Raw genomic sequence first — 16,698 nt, 5'->3', positions numbered from 1 at the left:
TTTTATATGCTTTAGTTGCGGCGTGCCGGAGAGCGTTTTTTCCGGGTTCGGACGTTCCACGAATATTGGCTGCCGCTGATCGTGAGCCCGGGCAATCTCCTGTGGCCTCCCCGGAAAGACGACGAGGAAGGGGCTCCGGAAAACCGGGGCCGGCGAATTGGCATTAGCCGGCCCCGTCTTCAGACTACTGGAAGTCGCGCGACCAGAGGTTCGGCGTTTCCTTGATGGTCGCCGGCGTCACCGTGCGACCCTTGGCGAGGCAGCCGTCCGGACCGCACTTCGGATCCTCGCCCTTCTTCAGGGCGATGATGACGCGCACGGCTTCCTTGGCCTGGAGATAGGCGTCCCAGGTGGTGGAGACGTCGATATAGCCTTCTTCCATCGGCTTGACGGCGGCGGAGAGAAGGTCGGTCGTGGCGAGCCAGATGTGCTTCGGCTGGCCGGTCGGAGCCCAGCGATCGGCCTTTTCGAGCGCGGCCTGGATCGACGGGAAGGCGAAGTCGCTGGCGGCGAAGACGCAGTTCGCTTCCGGCTTCGCCGTCAGCGCGTTGGTGAGGCCCGAGAGGAACAGTTCCGGATTCCATTCGGTCGGAACCTGGATGATCGTCTCGTACTGGCCCGTCTCCTTGCCGACTTCGTTCCAGGCCTTGCTGCGGTTGACGGCGTTGATGTCCGTCAGCATGCCCTGCAGCTCGATGCACTTGCCCTGCACGCCGGCCTTTTTCAGGATCTCGGCGAAGGCGAGGCCGGTGCTGCGCGCCTGGTCGTAGCTGTCGCCGCCGACATGCGCCGTCGGCGTGCCGCTGGTCGAGCCGCGATCGAAGGTGATGAAGGGAATGCCGGCATCCTTCGCGGCCTTGATCGAGGTGCCGATCGCGCCCGAATCGAAGGCGCGGGCGATGATGACGTCGACGCCGGTGGTGATCAGGTCGTCGATGTTGGCGGCCTGGCGGGCCGGGTCGGCGTTGGCGACGTTGATGACCCACTCGACGTCAAAGCCGGCTTCCTTGCCCTGGGCCTCGCCCTCGGACCGCAAAAACGCCTCCCATGCGGTCTGAAGCGAGGATTCCTTGGTGTCGAGCGAGAAGCCGACCTTGAGCGGTTCGGCGGCATGGGCCGGTGCGAAGCCGGCGAGACCGGCGGCGAGGGCAGCACACAGAATGTAACGTTTCATAACTTTCTCCTCCTAAAGTTTGGCTTGTTCGTACATTTCACAGGCGGGATTTGGATCTCAGGGGTTGGTGCCCCGTTTGAGCGAAAGCCGTCCGCTTTTCAGTGCATCCGCATACATCGCTGCGAAGATCACGGCGCCGCCGACAAGCCTGTACGAGTAAGGGTTGGCGCCGAGATTGGTGAGCCCGTTGCGGATCATCTCGAAGATGAAGGCGCCCGGGATAATGGCGAGAAGGATCGTGCCGCGGCCGCCGACCAGGCTGATGCCGCCGACGACCACCACGGCGAGCGCGGTGAACTCCAGGCCGCTGCCGAGGAAGGGGCTGACCGCGCCGTTCTGCACCGTCGTCAGGATGCCGCCGGCCGAGGCCAGCGTGCCGGCGAGGACGAAGCTCAGGAACCCCGTCCGGTCGACGGGCAGGCCGACCTTGCGGGCAATGGCGATGTCGTTGCCGATGGCGACCAGCTGGCGGCCGAAGGACGTCTTCTCGAGCAAGAGGTGCACGCCGACGAGCACGATCAGCATGATGAAGATGTCGGTCGGCACCGGGCCGATATGGGCATTGCCGAGCACGCGGATCGGCTCCGGCAGCTGCACGAGCAATGCATCGGTGAGCGCCAGCGCGACGCCGCGATAGGCGATCATCGTGCCGAGCGTGGCGATCAGCGAATTGACGTTCAGCACCGTGACGATGAAGCCGTTGACGGCGCCGAGCAGCGCGCCGCAGGCGAGCACCAGGATGGCGGCGAGGATCGGGTCGAGGCCGCTGTTCTTCATCAGCAGCGCGCCGACGGCGCAGGAGAGAAACGCCGTCGAGCCGACCGAGATGTCGAGCCGGCCGGAAATCACCACCAGCGCCAGCCCGGACGCCGTGATCGCCAGCGGCGCCATGGTGTGCAGGATGTTCAGGATGTTCTGTGCCTTGAAGAAGTGATCCGTCATCGTCGCGAACAAGAGGAAGGCGAGCGCGAAGACGATGAAGAACCCGTTCTTGATGAGCATGTCGGCACTTGTCTTGATCTTCATGGCTTTGTTCCGTGCCTAGTTGATCGTCGCGATCGCTTGCATCAGCTCGCCGCTGGTGGACGAGCCGGGCAGGTTGCCGATCAGGCGGCCCCGGCTGATCACCAGGTAGCGGTCGCAGACGCGCATCAGCTCCTGCACCTCCGAAGAGACGATCAGGCAGCTGCAGCCCTGTTCGGCCAGCTCGACGACCAGCTTCATGATTTCGTCCTTGGCGCTGACGTCGAGGCCGCGCGTCGGCTCGTCGAGCAGGAACAGGCGGGGATTGGTCGCCAGCCAGCGGGAGAAGACCACCTTCTGCTGGTTGCCGCCGGAGAGGGTGCCGACTGGCTGCTGGCGGCCGGAGACCTTGATCTGCAGCCGCTGGATCATCTCGTCCGCCAGCGCCGCTTCCTTGTCCGGGCCGACGAGGCGCCAGCGGTTCAGCAGCGAGCGCAGATTGGGCAGCGAGATATTCTGGGCGACGGAGAGCGGCAGGTGCAGGCCCTCGCCGCGCCGGTCCTCGGTGACGATCCCGACATGCGCATGCAGTCTGGCAGGCGTGATTTCCGAGGCGGTGGCGCCGTCGCGCCAGCGGATCGTTCCCTTGTCGATCGGGTCGAGGCCGATCAGGGCGCGCAGCAGCTCGGTGCGGCCGGAGCCGAGCAGGCCCCAGAGGCCGACGATCTCGCCGGGCTTGATCTCGAAGTCGATGTCGCTGAGCGCCCCCTGCCGGCCGAGGTCGGTGACGGAGAGCAGTGCGTCGCCTTCCGCCGCTACCGGCTCGCGGATGCGGCCTTCGGCCTCGGCGATGCCCAGCATGAGGTGAACCACCTGTGCCGGGTCGACCTCCGACATCGGCGAGGTCCAGACGGTCTCGCCGTTCCGCATCACCGCGATCTCTTCGCAGATGGAGAAGATCTCGTCGAGGAAGTGCGTGATGTAGAGGATGACCACGCCCTCGGCCTTCAGGCCGCGGATGACGGAGAAGAGCCGTTCGCGCTCCGGCGCGCTCAGCGAGGAGGTCGGTTCGTCGAAGATGATGATCCGCGCCTGATGGCGCAGCGCTCGGGCGATCTCCACCAGCTGGCGATCGCCGATCGAAAGTTGCTCGACCGGCGTCTTCGGCGAGATGTTGCAGCCGAGACGGGTAAGCAGCACCTCGGACTGCCGGATCATCTCCGGCATGCGGATGAAGCCTTTCTCCGTCGGCATGCCGTCGATGAAGATGTTTTCCGCGACGGTCATCGTCGGAAACATCGTCAGTTCCTGGTGCACGAAGGCGATGCCGTTGCGGTTGGCGTCGCGCGGCGAGCGCAGCGTGATCGGCTCGCCGTCGATCGAGATATGACCGCTGTCCGAAGTCACGACGCCGCCGAGGATGTTCATCAGCGTCGACTTGCCGGCGCCGTTGGCGCCCATGACGGCCAGGGCCTGGCCGCCGCGCGCTTCGAGATGGGCGCTCTTGATCGCAGGCACGGTGCCGAAGGATTTGGCGATGCCGTCCATGCGCAGGATGGTTTGTCCGCTCATCGCTACTTCGCTCCCCGGCTGTCGGCCGCGACGAAGGCGACGATGACCGCGCCCTTGATGACGAGGCTCAGATAGAAGGAAACGCCGATCAGGTTCATGGCGTTGGAGAGCACGGTGATCAGCAGTGCGCCGAACAGGGCGCCGGCGACGCGGCCGGCTCCGCCATAGATGCTGATGCCGCCGACGACGCAGGCCGACACGATGTCGAGCACCATGCCGTCATTGCCCATATTGGCGGAGGCCGAGCCGAGGCGCGCCGTCAGCAGGATCGCGGTCAGGCCGGCCATCAGCCCGCCGAAGACATAGCTCGCCATCACGACGCGGCTGATCGGCACGCGGGCGACGCGCGCGGCCTTCTCGTTGATGCCGACGGCATAGGCCCAGCGCCCGACGATCGACGACCGCATCAGTATCGTGACCACCACCGCCAGGATGGCGACGATGAAGATGGTGATCGGGATGCGGAAATAGGGACGCGCGTTGAAGAGATCGACGAAGCCTTCCGGCAATTGCGAGATGCTGAGCGAATTCGTCATCCAGACCGACGTGCCGGACACCATGGTCATCATGGCGAGCGTGACCACGAAGGGGATCATCTTGAGCTTGGCGACGGCGAAACCGTTGATCAGGCCGATGGCGAGGCCGATGCCGGCCATGATCAGCGAGCCGGTCACCCAGTCGCCGGTCGCCTTCATGTAGAAGGCGCCGAGCACCGCGCTCATTGCCATGTTGGCCGGCAGCGACAGGTCGATGCCGCCGACGATCATGATGACCGCCATGCCGATCGCCAGCATGCCGAGCAGCGACGCCTGCAGCAGCACGTTGATGATGTTGTTGTAGCGATAGAAATTCGGCGCGTGGATCCAGAGCCCGATCAGGATCGCGGCGATGATCGCGAGCGAAATGAGCACCTGACGCGAGGGCCACTTGCGCGGCGCGGCGGGGAGAGTTCCGGCTAGCGACATGGCGCGGTTCTCCTCTCGTCGGGTCGGTTGGTTTGCTTCATCGTCCCCTCCCTTTCGAAGCGAAACCCCGTCGCTTCGAAATATGTAACGTTTCATTTTGTGGCCGGCGAAAATGCCGGACCTGACCTGATTTGAGTGGCGCGTGCGGAACCCGGCTTGAGCCGGTCCTCAGTCCGGCAGCGCCACGCCGAGGCTTGCCATCAATCCTCCGTCCACCTTGAACTCCGCTCCCGAACAGAAGCTGGCGCGGTCGCTGGCGAGAAAGGCCACGACCTCGGCGACCTCCTCCGGCCGGCCGACGCGGCCAAGCGGCTGCGAATTGCCCCACTGGCTGATGGTTTCCGCCTCGCGGCCCGGCGCCGTCTCGCTTGCCGAGAAATGTGTCATCGGCGCATCGATGCAGCCGGGGCAGACGGCGTTGGCGCGGATGCCGGCGCGGCCGAAATCGATCGCGATCGAGCGCGTCAGCGCCATCATGCCGCCCTTCGACGTGGCGTAGGCGGCGACGCGCGCCTGGTTGGCCAAACCCTGCACCGAGGCGATGTTGACGATCGAGCCGCGCCCCTGCTTCACCATGTGCGGCAGCGCGTGATGGCAGGCGAGGTAGGTGCCGCGCAAATTGACGCCGAGCACTGTGTCCCATTCGCCCGGGCTCATCGAGGCCACCGTGCCGTAGGGCTGGATGGCGGCATTGTTGACGAGAATGTCGATCGAGCCGAGCACGGTCGCAGCCTCCGCAATGGCCGCCTCGACATCCGCCTCGTCGCTGATGTCAGCGACCACGGCGGTCGCTTCCAGGCCGTCGTCGCGCAAGGTCGCGGCGGCACCTTCGACCATCTCGCGGTCGTGCCCGAGCAGGACGACGGCGCCGCCTCGTTCCGCGATAAGCCGCGCGCAGGCGAGCCCGATGCCACGCCCGCCGCCTGTAATGATGGCCCCTCGGCCTGTCAGTTCACTCACATCACACCTAGTTTCTTGCCGCTTGGCTTCTTGCCGCTTGCCACCAAGGCAGCGGTGGATTGCCGGATCATCAGCTGCGCGCCGGAGCGAACATGACGAAGGCTGATCGGCTGCTTGCCGATCTGCTGGAACATCAGCCGCCAGGTCTCGACCGCGATCTGGTCGATCGGCTGCTGCATGGCGCTGACGGCCGGACGCAGCAGCCGCAGCCATTCGAAATCATCGAAGGCGAGCAGCGACAGTTCGGCCGGGATCTCGATGCCGCAATCGTGCTGCGCATGAATGGCGCCGAGCGTCACCAGGTTGTTCGCCGTGAAGAGGGCGGTCGGCCGCTCGCCGCCGCGGAAGAGGTCGCTGAGCGAGATCCGCGCGTCTTCGACCGTCATGCCGACGATGCGCACATCCGCCTTGGCGCCGGCCTCGCGCATGGCCTGCTCGAAACCGATGATGCGTTCGCGCGTGTTCCAGAGATTGGGCGAGTTGACCGCCAGCGTGATGTGGCGGTGGCCGAGCGACAGCAGGTAGCGCGCGCCCTGGTAGGCGGCGTCGATATTGTCGACGGCAACACTCGGATAGGGGTTTTCGGCCGCGATACGGTCGACGATGACGCAAGGCAGGTCGGGGCCGAGGAGATCCATCAGCATGTCGGAGCCGTCGAGCGGCGGAATGACGATCATCCCGTCGACCTGCCGCTGGATCAGCGTGTCGGCCCGGGTCTTGGCCTGCTGCGAGTCTTCACCCGTCGTGACGATCAGGACGGTGTAGCCGGCCTCGGCCGCCAGGTTTTCGATCTTCTCGACGAATTCGGCGTAGAAGGTGTTCAGAATGTCCGGAATGACGATGCCGACGGTCTGGGTATGCCGGCTACGAAGACTGGCTGCGATCCGGTTGCGCTGGTAGCGCAGGGTCTCGGCCGCTTCGAGGACGCGAGCCCGCAGCTCTGGCTTGACGGTCACGTCGCCATTCAGCACTTTCGAGACAGTACCCAGCGCCACGCGCGCGAGCCTCGCCACGTCGTTCATCGTCGGTTTATCGGACATCAAAGCCACTTATGAAACGTTTCATCGAAGATGCGAGCGTTTCGTCGGGCTGTCAATAGTCAAAACAATTCCGGCCTGTCGGGCGTCGGCAGGAGGCTGCGCTGACGGTCGGGCGGCGCCTCTGGGGAAGGATCTTGCGGAAGGACGAAAGGTCTTGCGATCCCTAGCGGGCTGCCTGCGGGGAGGCGTGGGATGGCACTAGGAAAAGCGTGAGGGCGCAGGGTGTTACGGGCTGCGCCGGGTGGAGGGCCTGGAGGCCTGCGAGCCGGCTGCCAAGCTCGTCCGGATGGTCCTGATCCGGCGGAATCGTCGCCGCGCGGCGGCCGGGCTAGCGCGAAATTCCCATGGGGAAAGCGTTGGGGCCGAGCCCCTTCCTCACCTCGGGGAGGCGAAGGAAGAGGCGTATGGCGAATGAGGGGCTCGAGGGAAGGCTCCCCCTCGGACCCGTTGCGACGGCTCAGGCGTGCAGAGCGCGCGGGGAGGCCGTCGAGGCCTGGGTTAGCAGGCTGTGCTTGTCGAGCTCGGGGCTCGGCTGGTCGGCGACGACGCGGCCGCCCTGCATGCAGACGATCCGGTCGGCGATATCGAGCAGCTCTTCCATGTCGGAAGAGGTGAGGCAGATCGCGATCCCCTCGTCGGCGAGCTCGCGCACCAGCTGGTGGATCTCAGCCTTTGCCTTCACGTCGACGCCGCGCGTGAAGTCGCTGAGAAGCAGGATCCTGGGCTGAAGGTCGAGGCAGCGGCCGAGCAGGACGCGCTGCTGGTTGCCGCCCGACAGCCGGCCGGTGAACTCGCGAAGCGCGCTGATCCGCACGCCGACTTGGCGCATGCGGTCGGAGGCCTCGCGCTCGAGCCGGCTGCGATCCAGCCAGCGAAACGCCGGCATGCGCGATACCGAGGCGGCGTTGATGTTGAAGGCCGTGGTCCGGTCGAGCCACAGCCCGCTCTTCTTGCGGTCGGGCGGCATGTAGACGACGCCATGGCCAATGGCGTGGCTCGGATGGCGGAACGTCACCGGCGCGCCCTCGACTTCGATCCGTCCATCGACGCGCTCGACGCCGCCCAGCATCTCCAGCACGGTCGAAACGCCGGAGCCTTCCAGCCCGGCGAGGCCGACGATTTCGCCGGCGCGCAGCGAGAGATCGATCTTGCCGAGCCGTTCGGACGACCCCAGCAGGGTCATGACGGTCCTGCCGGCATCGCCCGTGCGTCGCGCCGATCTCGGCACATCGGCGGTTTCGCCGACCATGGCGCGCGTCACCGAGGGAATGTCCACGTCGGCCGTGCGCCAGCTGCCGGCGACGCGGCCGTCCCGGAGCACGGTGATGCCGTTGGTGATCGAGAACACTTCGTCGAAGCGGTGCGAGACGAAGATGACCGCCGCCTCTTCCGCCACGATCGAGCGGATGGCCGAGAACAGGCCCTCGGCTTCAGGCTGCGACAACGCCGAGGTCGGCTCGTCGAGCACGAGCACGCGGCCGCCGGAGCAGAGCGCCCGGCCGATTTCCACCAGCTGGCGATGCGAGAGCGGCAGCTCGTCGATGCGGCGGTCGAGATCGACGACCGCGCCGATGCGCTCCAGCGTCGCTTCCACCTTGCGGCGGCGTTCGCGCAGGTTGAGGAAGCGGAACGATGCCGAGGGCAGGGCGCTGGCAAAGATGTTCTCCTCGACCGTGCGGTCGTTGAAGAGCATCAGCTCCTGGTGCACCACCGAGAGCCCGGCCTGCCGCGCGGCGGAGAGGGAGCCGAGCGGGATCGTCCGCCCGGCCACGCTCAGACTGCCGCTGTCCGGGCGGATTGCGCCCGACAGCACGCCGATCAGCGTGGATTTCCCGGCGCCATTGGCGCCGAGAAGCCCGTGAACCTCGCCGGCCTTCACCTCGAGGGAGACATCGCTGAGCGCCCGGAATTCACCGAACTGCTTGCTGATGTTCCGTGCGCTCAGAAGCGCCGCGCCAGCCTGTTCGCTCATCCGCGGAACCGCTCTTCCCGGATCAGGTAGTGGTCGACGTTCTCCTTGGTGACGATCTCGTTGGCGAGATAGAAATTGCCGCCCGGCAGGTCGAGCTTCGGCGCTCCCAGCACGACGCGCTGATAGGCGTACATGATCGGCAGATAGCCCTGCAGATAGGGCTGCTGGCCGATGGTCGCGTCGATGTGGCCTTCCTTGATCAGCTGCAGCGTCTGGTAGAGCAGGTCGGTGCCGACGATCGGGATGTCCTTGCCCTGGTTCTTGCGCACAAGGCCGGCCGCCGCCGTATCGGGACCGCAGAGCGGCATCAGCGCGCCGAGATCCGGATGCGCCTTGAGGATGTCCTGGATGGTGCCGATCTCGCTCGCCATGTCGGCGGGATTGGTGTTGTAGACGCCGGCCGTCTCCATGCCGCCCTGCTGCAGGCCCTGCCTGGCGCCCTGGACGCGGAGGTCGAGTCCGAGCGATCCCGGCGCGCAATTGGTGAGCGCCGCCTTGCCCTTGCCGCCGGCGAGCTTGGCGACGAGTTCGCCCTGCGCGACCGCCGCGGCGACCAGATCCTGGCCGAAATAGAGCTCGCGGCCGCTTTTCGGCGTGTCGTTGTTGGCGGTCAGCACCAGCACGCCGGCCTTCATCGCCTTCTTGATCGGCGCGATCCAGGCGTCAGGCTCGAAGGCGACGACGACGATCGCCTGGAAGCCGGTGTTCACCAGCTGCTCGAACTGGGCGATCTGGTTGATCGTGTTGCCGTCGGGCACGCCGCCCCACTGCATCTCGATGCCGAGCTGGGCGCCCGCGTCCTCGGCGCCGGCCTTGAGCGGCGCGAAGAACGGGTTGGTCGTGCCGCCGCAGGAGACCGCCATCTTGATCGGTTTGCCGTGGAAGCTGTTGACCCAGTTTTTCCAGTCGCCGCCCTGCTGCGCCAGCGCCGGCGTGCTCAGCGCCGCCGCGGCGCCGACGAGCCCCAGAAGCTTGCCGAACTGGCGCCGGTCGAAGCCGTTCGTCTGCTCGTGATCCGTCATGTCATCCTCCTCCTGATCGGGCCGTCTGACGGACCCGCTTCCTCTTGCTTTTGGACGGGCTCAGCCGCGCTGGCTGGCGCCTCGTTTCGTGATCCAGGTCAGCGTCATCGCGGCGATCAGCACCAGGCCTGACACGCCCTGCGACCAGTTCGGCGATATGCCCCAGAGCACGATCAGGTTCTGGATGACGCCGATGACGCAGAGGCCGAGCAATACGCCGAGAATGGAGCCGCGGCCGCCCGTGAGCTTGACGCCGCCGATGATGATGGCGGCGAGCACGGCGAGCTCGTAGCCGGTGCCGCTCGTCGGGCTCGCCGTCTGCAGGTAGGCGACGGCGCAGACGCCGGAGAGACCGGCCATCAGGCCCGAGAAGGCGAGCACGGTGATGCGCGTGCGCTCGACATGGAAGCCGATCAGATGGGCGGCGTGCGGATTGCTGCCGATCGCCAGCAGCCGGAAGCCGGACGACGTCCAGCGCAGCACGATCTCGACGATCACGGCGACGGCCAGGAACAGCAGCGTGATGTAGGAAATCTGGCCGATGCTGCCCTGTCCGAACCATTCGAAGAAGCCGGGGATCTCCGGCAGGCCGCCGACCGGCGAGCCGTTGGCGAGCACCAGCGCCAGCGCCCGGTAGACGCCGAGCGTGGCGAGCGTGATGACCACGACCGGAACCTTGATGATCTCGGCGACGACGCCGTTGACCAAGCCGCAGACGAGGCCGGTCGAGAGGCCCGCGGCGATGGCGATGGCGAGCGGGTAGTCTGCCTTCAGCACCAGCGCCGTGACGATCGAGGAGAGTCCGAAGATCGAGCCGACCGAGATGTCGATCTCGCCGGCCATCAGCGTCAGGCCGACGCCGATGCTGAGAAAGCCGAGAAAGGTGACGTTCTGCAGGATGCCGGTCAGGTTGTTGAGCGTCAGGAAATAGGGGCTGCTGAAGGCGCCGACGACGAAGAACAGCAGCACGGCGAGCGCGATGCCGAGTTCGTCAAAGGCGAGGCTGGAGAGGCCGCGGCGCTTGAGGCGCCCGGCATCGGGATTCTGCAAATTTGCCATCGTCAGACTCGGGTTGCTTCGGAGAGCTGAGCGTCAGAGGCCATAGAAGCGCTCGCCATTGTCGGCCCAGATCTTCTGCTGGTCGGCGCGGGTGAGGCCGGCGAGGGCACCGCCTAACGTGTCGATCCAGCGGCCGTAATCGGCGACCAGATTGACCACCGGCCAGTCGCTGCCGAACACCAGCCGGTCCGGCCCGAAGATGTCGAGGACGGCCTCGAAATAGGGCTTGAGCCGTTCCGGCGACCAGTCCGGCCCGTCCTCGGTCAGGATGCCCGAGAGCTTGCAGTGGACGTGGTTCAGGTCGCGGAACTCTTCCATGTCGCGCCGCCACGGCTCGAAGGCGCCGTTGCGGATCTCCGGCTTCGCCATGTGATCGACGATCACCGGCAGCGTCGGGTGACGCTCGATGAACTTCACGGTGTTGAGGATGTGGCGCGGCTTGACCAGCGCATCGAAGCGGAGGCCCTGCTCCAGCATCGTCTCGACGACCGGATCGAGCGCCCGGTTCAGGATCCAGTCGTCGTCCGGCAGGTCCTGCAGATAGGGGCGGATGCCCTTCAGCTTGCGGAACCGGGCCCAGTCCCTGAGCTCGGCGGACGCGTTCTCGCCGAGCATGTCGACCCAGGCGACGACGCCGCGGACGAAGTCGTTGGCGTCGGCGTGGCCGAGCAGGTAGGCCGTCTCCTGGACCGAGGCGGCGGCCGATACCAGCACGACGCCCTCGACGTCGTTCGCCGCCATCAGCGGCCGCGCATCGCGCGGGCCGTAGTCGCCATAGAGCACCTTGAGCTCCGGCGACATCCAGAGCGCGTAGTGGGACTCCATCGCCAGAGTCCAGAAATGCATGTGGCAGTCGATCCGGCGCATGATGCCTCCCACCCGGCTAGACGATGCGGAGGCTGGCGAGCAGGCCGCCATCCGCGGTGAACTCGGATCCGGTGCAGAAGCCCGAGCGGGGGCTCGCCAGGAACGCCGCCAGCTCGGCGATCTCGGACGCCTCGCCCAGCCGGTGCAGCGGCACCGGGCGCGCCAGCCCCGCATACACCTCCTCGACGCTTCGGCCGTCGGCGTTGCCCTTGGCGAAGTGCTCTTGCATCGGCGTGATGATCGAGCCGGGGCAGATGGTGTTGGCGCGGATGCCGTGCTTGGCGAGATCGACGGCCAGCGTGTGGGTGAAGGTGACGATCGCGCCCTTGGTCGTCGCATAGGCGCAGACATTCGGCGTGTTCGACGTCGCCTGCACCGACGAGACGGTGATGATCGAGCCGCCGCCGCGCTCGATCAGATGCGGCGCTCCATAGTGGCAGGTCAGGTACATCGACTTGATGTTGACGGCGAAGGTGCGGTCCCAGGTCGCCTCGTCCGTCTCGATCACGTTGCCGAGCGGATGAATGGCGGCCGAGCACATCAGGATGTCGAGCCCGCCGAAGTGAGCGACCGTGTCGGCGATGGCCTGGCGGACGAAATCCGCCTGGCTGGCATCGCCGTTGAAGCCGATCACCTTGCGCTTGCCGTCGGCCGAGAGCTCGGCGGCGAGCGCCGGCGTATTCGTCGAATGGCCGATGATCGCGACATTGGCGCCGCGATCGGCCAGCAGGGTTGCGGACGCCAGCCCGATGCCGGAGCTGCCGCCCACCACGAAGGCGGTCTTGCCTTCGAATTCCCGCTCGATGGGTCGTGTCATTTGGGTCTCCTCCCTTTTCCCAAGTCCCTGAAAATGCGCCTCCCGGCGCTCAGAGGGCCTTGGAGTAGGCGGCAATCGCGTCCTTGGTCAGCGTGCAGCCGGCGCCCGGCAGTTGCGGGCGGACATAGTGGCCATCCTCGATGCGGATCGGCTCGGCGAAGCAGTCTTTGATCCAGGGGATGTATTCGAGCATCGTCGTCGCCGGATGCCAGAAGGAGAGGTGGACGTGCACCTGGCCCATGTCGCCGACATGCGCCACCACCGGCAGCCGGTTCGAATGCGCGGTATGGGCGACCTGGATGTATTCGGTGATGCCGGCGACGCGGGTCACGTCGGGCTGCACATACTGCACCGCGCCCGAGGCGATGAAGTTGTTGAAGGCCTCCGCCGTGTAGAGCTGCTCGCCGAGCGCGATCGGGATCGAGGTCGACTGGGCCAGCGTGACGTGCGAGGCGACGTCGTCGTACCACATCGGCTCCTCGAACCAGAAGATGTCGAGGGCTTCGGCGCGGGCGCAGAAGCGCTGCGAGGTCGGCAGGTCCCACTTGCCGTTGCCGTCGATCGCGATGGTGACGCTGGGCCCGACGGCCTTGCGGACGGCCTCGATGCGGGCGATGTCGATCGTCGGATCGGCGTGGCCGACCTTCAGCTTCAGACGGCGGAATCCTTCCTGCTCGATGGCGCGCAGGCTGCCCTCGACCAGCCGCTCCTTCGGGATGGAGAGCCAGCCGATATCGGTGTTGTAGGCCTCGAGCTTGTCGACGGTGGCGCCGCCGAGCAGCTTCCAGAGCGGCAGTCCCGCCTTCTTGGCGCGCAGGTCCCAGAGCGCGATGTCGATTGCCGCGAGCGCGATATGGGTGACGCCGGCGCGGCCGACCCACTGCACGGCCGGATAGCGCGCGAGCTTCGCCCAGAGCCGGTCACCGTCCTGCGCGTCCTCGCCGATCAGCATCGGCGCGTAGCTGTCCGAGATGCAGGCGGCGATCAGCCGGTCGGTCGGCAGGTGGGCGTGCGTGCCGGTGAAGCCGTAGCCTTCGAGGCCATCCTCGGTGACGATCTTGGCGCCCACGACACCCCAATGGGTGATGGTGTGGGTGGAGTCCGAGATGGAATCCACGTTGAGCGGCACGTGGAGGATGAAGGGCTCGACCGATTTGATCTTCATGTCAGGTCTCAGGCAGTTCGAGAAAGGGGTCAGCGAATGGATTGCCGGCTAAGCGCGCGGACGGCGTCGAGATTGGCGCGGTCGACGATGGCCGCGCCCGCGTCGAGCGAGGGCGGCGGCAGCAGGCCGTAGCGGCGGTAGAGCGCGAGCTGGACGACGGGATAGAAGCCCTGCGCATAGGGCTGCTGGTCGATGACGCAGTCGATGAAGCCCTCCGAGATCATGTCGACGATCCCGGGCGACAGGTCGAAGCCGGCGACATAGGGATGGTTCGGAGCCAGCGACCTCGCCGCCACGCCGCAGGCCTCGGTGTCGCCCTGGCCGGTGCCGAGCATCGCCTGCACGGGAAACTGCGCGATCGCCTCGCGCAGGATTGTCGCGCCGCGCTCGGGATCCTGCCCGACGCGCAGGCGCCGCCAGCTTATGTCGTGCTGCGCGAGCCCCGCCTGGATGCCCGCGAGGCGCTCCTCCAGCGCGTCGACCCCGTCGTCATGCACGGTGATGAGGACGGTCGAACCCTTCGGGATCGCCGCCGCGGCCCGGGCGCCGAGCGCCTTGCCGGCGGCGTGGAAATCCTGCGCGATCCAGCTCAGATTGCCGCTCGTGCGGCGCGAGGCGTCGATGTTGAAGCCGACGACGGGGATCGATTTCGCCCGCGCTTCGGCGATCACCTCGTTGAACGCGGTCGCGTCGAAGATGTTGAGCCCGATGCCGTCGACGCCGTCGGCGATCGCCTGGCGCGCGAGCCGGATGAGCTCGGACGCCTCGACGCCCGGCGTGCCGTCCAGCTCGGCCTCGACCTGCATCGCGGCGGCGGCGTCGTTCATGCCCTTCCGCACGACAGTGAAGAGCTCCTCTTTCGCCGCGATGGTGAGCAGACGAAATCTCAGTTTGACGGAACCGGAATTCAAGGCATCGCTCCCTTCCCGACGATGCACTCGGCAAGGTCGAGACAATACTGGTTCGCGATCGCAAGGCGGCGACGGATCGAACGCTTTGCTTGTCGGATCAACTTCAAGAGGCAGGTTTTGTTGGTTTTATACTGCCTTCCGGAGGCCGTCTGACGATCGCTTGATCTATTGGTCCAACCACTGGACATTTGGACTGATAGGCCGCTTTGCAAGCGCCGTCAACCTCGATATGTTGGCCCGTCATCGCCCCAGCCTCGTCAGGTGGCCGACGTTCAGCCCCAGCCTGGAAGGCCCCATGAAACGACTTCCCCCCTCCCGTCTCGCCTATCCGGAGAAGGCCGCCGAGGCCCGGCTGCCGCAGCTCGAGCCGGTTCGGCTCTATCGCCAGATCGCCGATTTGATCCGTGACCGCATCGATCAGGGGCTCTTTCCGATCGGCACCCTGCTGCCGGCCGAACGGGAGCTGGCGCAGCAGCTCGGCGTCAGCCGGACGTCGGTGCGGGAGGCGCTGATCGCGCTCGAGGTCAGCGGCAAGGTGTCGATCCGCGTCGGTCACGGCGTGCAGATTCTGGAGGCGACGCCCCGGCCGGATCCTTCCGGCGCCGTCGCCGGCCTGGCCGACCGCGACATCGGACCGATCGAGCTGATGGAGGCGCGCCTGCATATCGAGCTCCGCACGGCGGAGCTCGCCGCCGCGAACCGGACCGAGGCGGATCTCGAACGGATGCGCGAGGCGATCGAGCTGCAGGCCGAAGCGGAGTCGGTCAGGGCGCCGAACTATCGGAACGGAGACCGCAACTTCCACGTCGCCATCGCAAGAGCCAGCGGCAACGCCGCCTATGCCTTTGTCATCGCCTCGCTGTGGGACAATCTCTCGCGGCCGCTGTTCAACAAGTTCGAGGAGCTGCTCGTCGGCCCCGATCGCCCGGCCAAGACGGTCGAGGAGCACCGGCGCATTCTCGACGCGATCGCCGACGGCAGGGAGGCTGACGCTCGCGCGGCGATGCAGAAGCACCTCGACGCGGTGCTGCTCGCTTTTTCACGCGGCCTCGGCGACGAATGACTTCGCACCTTAGGTGCGGCTTTCGCGGCGGGAAAACACTTGTGTCTGCTTGACGATGCGGATCAAAACCTCGTCGACTGGCAGATGACAATCCCCTGCGAGGTTCCTGCCCGATGCGCAATCTGATCACCGATGTTCCAGGCCTCAAGGTCGGCAATTCGACCGATCTCGCGCTCGCCTCCGGCGTCACGACCGTCGTTTTCGACGAGCCCACCGTGGCGTCCGTCGATGTGCGCGGCGGCGGGCCGGGAACGCGGGAGACCGATCTGCTCGATCCCCGCGAGACGGTCGGCGCCATTCATGCCCTCGTGCTTTCCGGCGGATCGGCCTTCGGGCTCGACGCCGCTTCCGGCGTCATGGCGGCGCTGGCCGAGCGCGGGGTCGGCTTCGAAGTCGGCACGGCCCGCGTGCCGATCGTGCCCGGCGCCGTGCTGTTCGATCTATTGAATGGCGGCGACAAGGACTGGGGCCGGTTTTCGCCCTATCGCGATCTCGGCCATGCCGCCGTCGAGGCCGCGACCCTCGATTTTCCGCTCGGCACGGTCGGCGCCGGCACGGGCGCGACCACCGTCAATCTGAAGGGCGGCCTCGGCTCCGCCTCGATGATCTCCGCCTCGGGCCATACGGTCGGCGCGCTTGTCGCGGTCAATGCCTGCGGCGCCGTCAATCTCGGCGAGGGGCCGCATTTCTGGGCGGCGGCGTTCGAGCAGGCGGGCGAGTTCGGTGGTCTCGGCCTGCCGCATCCGCTGCCCACTCTGCCGGTTCGGCCGCCGCTGAAGGGGCTGCCGCCCGGCGCCAACACGACGATCGCCGTCGTCGCCACCGATGCGGCGCTGACCAAGGCGCAGTGCAAGCGCCTCGCGGTGATGGCGCATGACGGCTATGCCCATGCCATCTGGCCGGTGCACACGCCGCTCGACGGCGACACGATCTTCGCCGCCGCGACCGCCCGGAAGCCGCTTGTCGATCCGGTGTTCGATCTCGCGCTGATCGGCGACGCCGTGGTGCGCACACTCGCCCGCGCCTGCGCGCGCGCCGTCTACGAGGCGACCGCCCTGCCGCAGTCCGATACCCTGCCTGCCTGGCGCGACGTCTGGGATCGGACCTAGCGGAACCGCGCAGGATGTTTCACGTGAGTCCGTGTCGCC

The 16,698-nt window shown here is 66.6% G+C and carries 15 protein-coding genes; 2 read left to right on the top strand and 13 right to left on the bottom strand.

Annotated elements, in window-relative coordinates; all coding sequences use genetic code 11:
* Positions 1 to 184 precede the first annotated feature (184 nt).
* The 13 genes from AC6HZP_RS23085 to AC6HZP_RS23025 all read right to left on the bottom strand — a co-directional run bounded on the left by AC6HZP_RS23085 (position 185) and on the right by AC6HZP_RS23025 (position 14,487).
* Positions 185 to 1,174 (bottom strand): sugar ABC transporter substrate-binding protein, encoded by a 990-nt coding sequence (locus AC6HZP_RS23085; RefSeq protein ID WP_497524716.1) that lies wholly within the window; start codon positions 1,172 to 1,174, stop codon positions 185 to 187.
* Between the two features lie 57 nt (positions 1,175 to 1,231).
* Complete coding sequence (locus AC6HZP_RS23080; RefSeq protein WP_201401268.1) at positions 1,232 to 2,200, bottom strand: ABC transporter permease; 969 nt, start codon at positions 2,198 to 2,200, stop codon at positions 1,232 to 1,234.
* A gap of 15 nt (positions 2,201 to 2,215) precedes the next feature.
* Positions 2,216 to 3,709 carry a sugar ABC transporter ATP-binding protein gene (locus AC6HZP_RS23075; RefSeq protein WP_497524715.1) on the bottom strand — a complete coding sequence of 498 codons (1,494 nt, stop codon included), beginning with the start codon at positions 3,707 to 3,709 and terminating at the stop codon, positions 2,216 to 2,218.
* A 2-nt stretch (positions 3,710 to 3,711) separates the two neighbouring features.
* Positions 3,712 to 4,674, bottom strand: coding sequence for an ABC transporter permease (locus AC6HZP_RS23070; protein ID WP_497524714.1), 963 nt, complete (start codon positions 4,672 to 4,674; stop codon positions 3,712 to 3,714).
* 168 nt (positions 4,675 to 4,842) lie between these two features.
* Positions 4,843 to 5,634, bottom strand: a complete 792-nt coding sequence (locus AC6HZP_RS23065) for an SDR family NAD(P)-dependent oxidoreductase (RefSeq protein WP_201401265.1) — start codon at positions 5,632 to 5,634, stop codon at positions 4,843 to 4,845.
* Positions 5,631 to 6,674, bottom strand: a complete 1,044-nt coding sequence (locus AC6HZP_RS23060; protein WP_497524713.1) for a LacI family DNA-binding transcriptional regulator — start codon at positions 6,672 to 6,674, stop codon at positions 5,631 to 5,633. The genes AC6HZP_RS23065 and AC6HZP_RS23060 overlap by 4 nt, the downstream gene beginning before the upstream one ends.
* Positions 6,675 to 7,131: 457 nt before the next feature.
* A complete protein-coding gene (locus AC6HZP_RS23055) occupies positions 7,132 to 8,646 on the bottom strand; it encodes a sugar ABC transporter ATP-binding protein (RefSeq protein WP_497524712.1) in 1,515 nt (504 codons plus the stop codon).
* A complete protein-coding gene (locus AC6HZP_RS23050; RefSeq protein WP_497524711.1) occupies positions 8,643 to 9,668 on the bottom strand; it encodes a sugar ABC transporter substrate-binding protein in 1,026 nt (341 codons plus the stop codon). Before AC6HZP_RS23050 ends, AC6HZP_RS23055 begins: the two co-directional genes overlap by 4 nt.
* Positions 9,669 to 9,728: 60 nt before the next feature.
* Positions 9,729 to 10,727, bottom strand: coding sequence for an ABC transporter permease (locus AC6HZP_RS23045; protein WP_497524710.1), 999 nt, complete (start codon positions 10,725 to 10,727; stop codon positions 9,729 to 9,731).
* A gap of 33 nt (positions 10,728 to 10,760) precedes the next feature.
* Complete coding sequence (locus AC6HZP_RS23040) at positions 10,761 to 11,594, bottom strand: amidohydrolase family protein (RefSeq protein WP_497524709.1); 834 nt, start codon at positions 11,592 to 11,594, stop codon at positions 10,761 to 10,763.
* Positions 11,595 to 11,610: 16 nt separating this feature from the next.
* A complete protein-coding gene (locus AC6HZP_RS23035; RefSeq protein WP_497524708.1) occupies positions 11,611 to 12,411 on the bottom strand; it encodes an SDR family NAD(P)-dependent oxidoreductase in 801 nt (266 codons plus the stop codon).
* Between the two features lie 49 nt (positions 12,412 to 12,460).
* Positions 12,461 to 13,576, bottom strand: a complete 1,116-nt coding sequence (locus AC6HZP_RS23030; RefSeq protein WP_201401258.1) for a mandelate racemase/muconate lactonizing enzyme family protein — start codon at positions 13,574 to 13,576, stop codon at positions 12,461 to 12,463.
* 29 nt (positions 13,577 to 13,605) lie between these two features.
* Entirely contained in the window at positions 13,606 to 14,487 is an 882-nt protein-coding gene (locus AC6HZP_RS23025) for a substrate-binding domain-containing protein (protein ID WP_497524707.1), read from the bottom strand.
* A 295-nt stretch (positions 14,488 to 14,782) separates the two neighbouring features.
* Between AC6HZP_RS23025 and AC6HZP_RS23020 the strand changes: the two genes are divergently transcribed.
* Together AC6HZP_RS23020 and AC6HZP_RS23015 are read left to right on the top strand one after the other, a co-directional pair.
* On the top strand, positions 14,783 to 15,550 hold the full coding sequence (locus AC6HZP_RS23020) for a FadR/GntR family transcriptional regulator (RefSeq protein ID WP_497524706.1): 768 nt from the start codon (positions 14,783 to 14,785) through the stop codon (positions 15,548 to 15,550).
* A 113-nt stretch (positions 15,551 to 15,663) separates the two neighbouring features.
* On the top strand, positions 15,664 to 16,659 hold the full coding sequence (locus tag AC6HZP_RS23015) for a P1 family peptidase (RefSeq protein ID WP_497524705.1): 996 nt from the start codon (positions 15,664 to 15,666) through the stop codon (positions 16,657 to 16,659).
* Positions 16,660 to 16,698 lie beyond the last annotated feature (39 nt).

This window comes from Kaistia sp. SLG-1 (genome assembly GCF_059699055.1).
The sequence above is the reverse complement of the archived record's forward strand: the minus strand, read 5'-3'. Positions and strand labels throughout refer to the sequence as shown.

Coding starts and splice junctions, on each gene's coding strand:
- AC6HZP_RS23035 (WP_497524708.1), bottom strand. CDS start 12,411: ATGACACGACCCATCGAGCGGGAATTCGAAGGCAAGACCGCCTTCGTG.
- AC6HZP_RS23045 (WP_497524710.1), bottom strand. CDS start 10,727: ATGGCAAATTTGCAGAATCCCGATGCCGGGCGCCTCAAGCGCCGCGGC.
- AC6HZP_RS23055 (WP_497524712.1), bottom strand. CDS start 8,646: ATGAGCGAACAGGCTGGCGCGGCGCTTCTGAGCGCACGGAACATCAGC.
- AC6HZP_RS23060 (WP_497524713.1), bottom strand. CDS start 6,674: ATGTCCGATAAACCGACGATGAACGACGTGGCGAGGCTCGCGCGCGTG.
- AC6HZP_RS23020 (WP_497524706.1), top strand. CDS start 14,783: ATGAAACGACTTCCCCCCTCCCGTCTCGCCTATCCGGAGAAGGCCGCC.
- AC6HZP_RS23015 (WP_497524705.1), top strand. CDS start 15,664: ATGCGCAATCTGATCACCGATGTTCCAGGCCTCAAGGTCGGCAATTCG.
- AC6HZP_RS23030 (WP_201401258.1), bottom strand. CDS start 13,576: ATGAAGATCAAATCGGTCGAGCCCTTCATCCTCCACGTGCCGCTCAAC.
- AC6HZP_RS23050 (WP_497524711.1), bottom strand. CDS start 9,668: ATGACGGATCACGAGCAGACGAACGGCTTCGACCGGCGCCAGTTCGGC.
- AC6HZP_RS23075 (WP_497524715.1), bottom strand. CDS start 3,709: ATGAGCGGACAAACCATCCTGCGCATGGACGGCATCGCCAAATCCTTC.
- AC6HZP_RS23080 (WP_201401268.1), bottom strand. CDS start 2,200: ATGAAGATCAAGACAAGTGCCGACATGCTCATCAAGAACGGGTTCTTC.
- AC6HZP_RS23085 (WP_497524716.1), bottom strand. CDS start 1,174: ATGAAACGTTACATTCTGTGTGCTGCCCTCGCCGCCGGTCTCGCCGGC.
- AC6HZP_RS23040 (WP_497524709.1), bottom strand. CDS start 11,594: ATGCGCCGGATCGACTGCCACATGCATTTCTGGACTCTGGCGATGGAG.
- AC6HZP_RS23070 (WP_497524714.1), bottom strand. CDS start 4,674: ATGTCGCTAGCCGGAACTCTCCCCGCCGCGCCGCGCAAGTGGCCCTCG.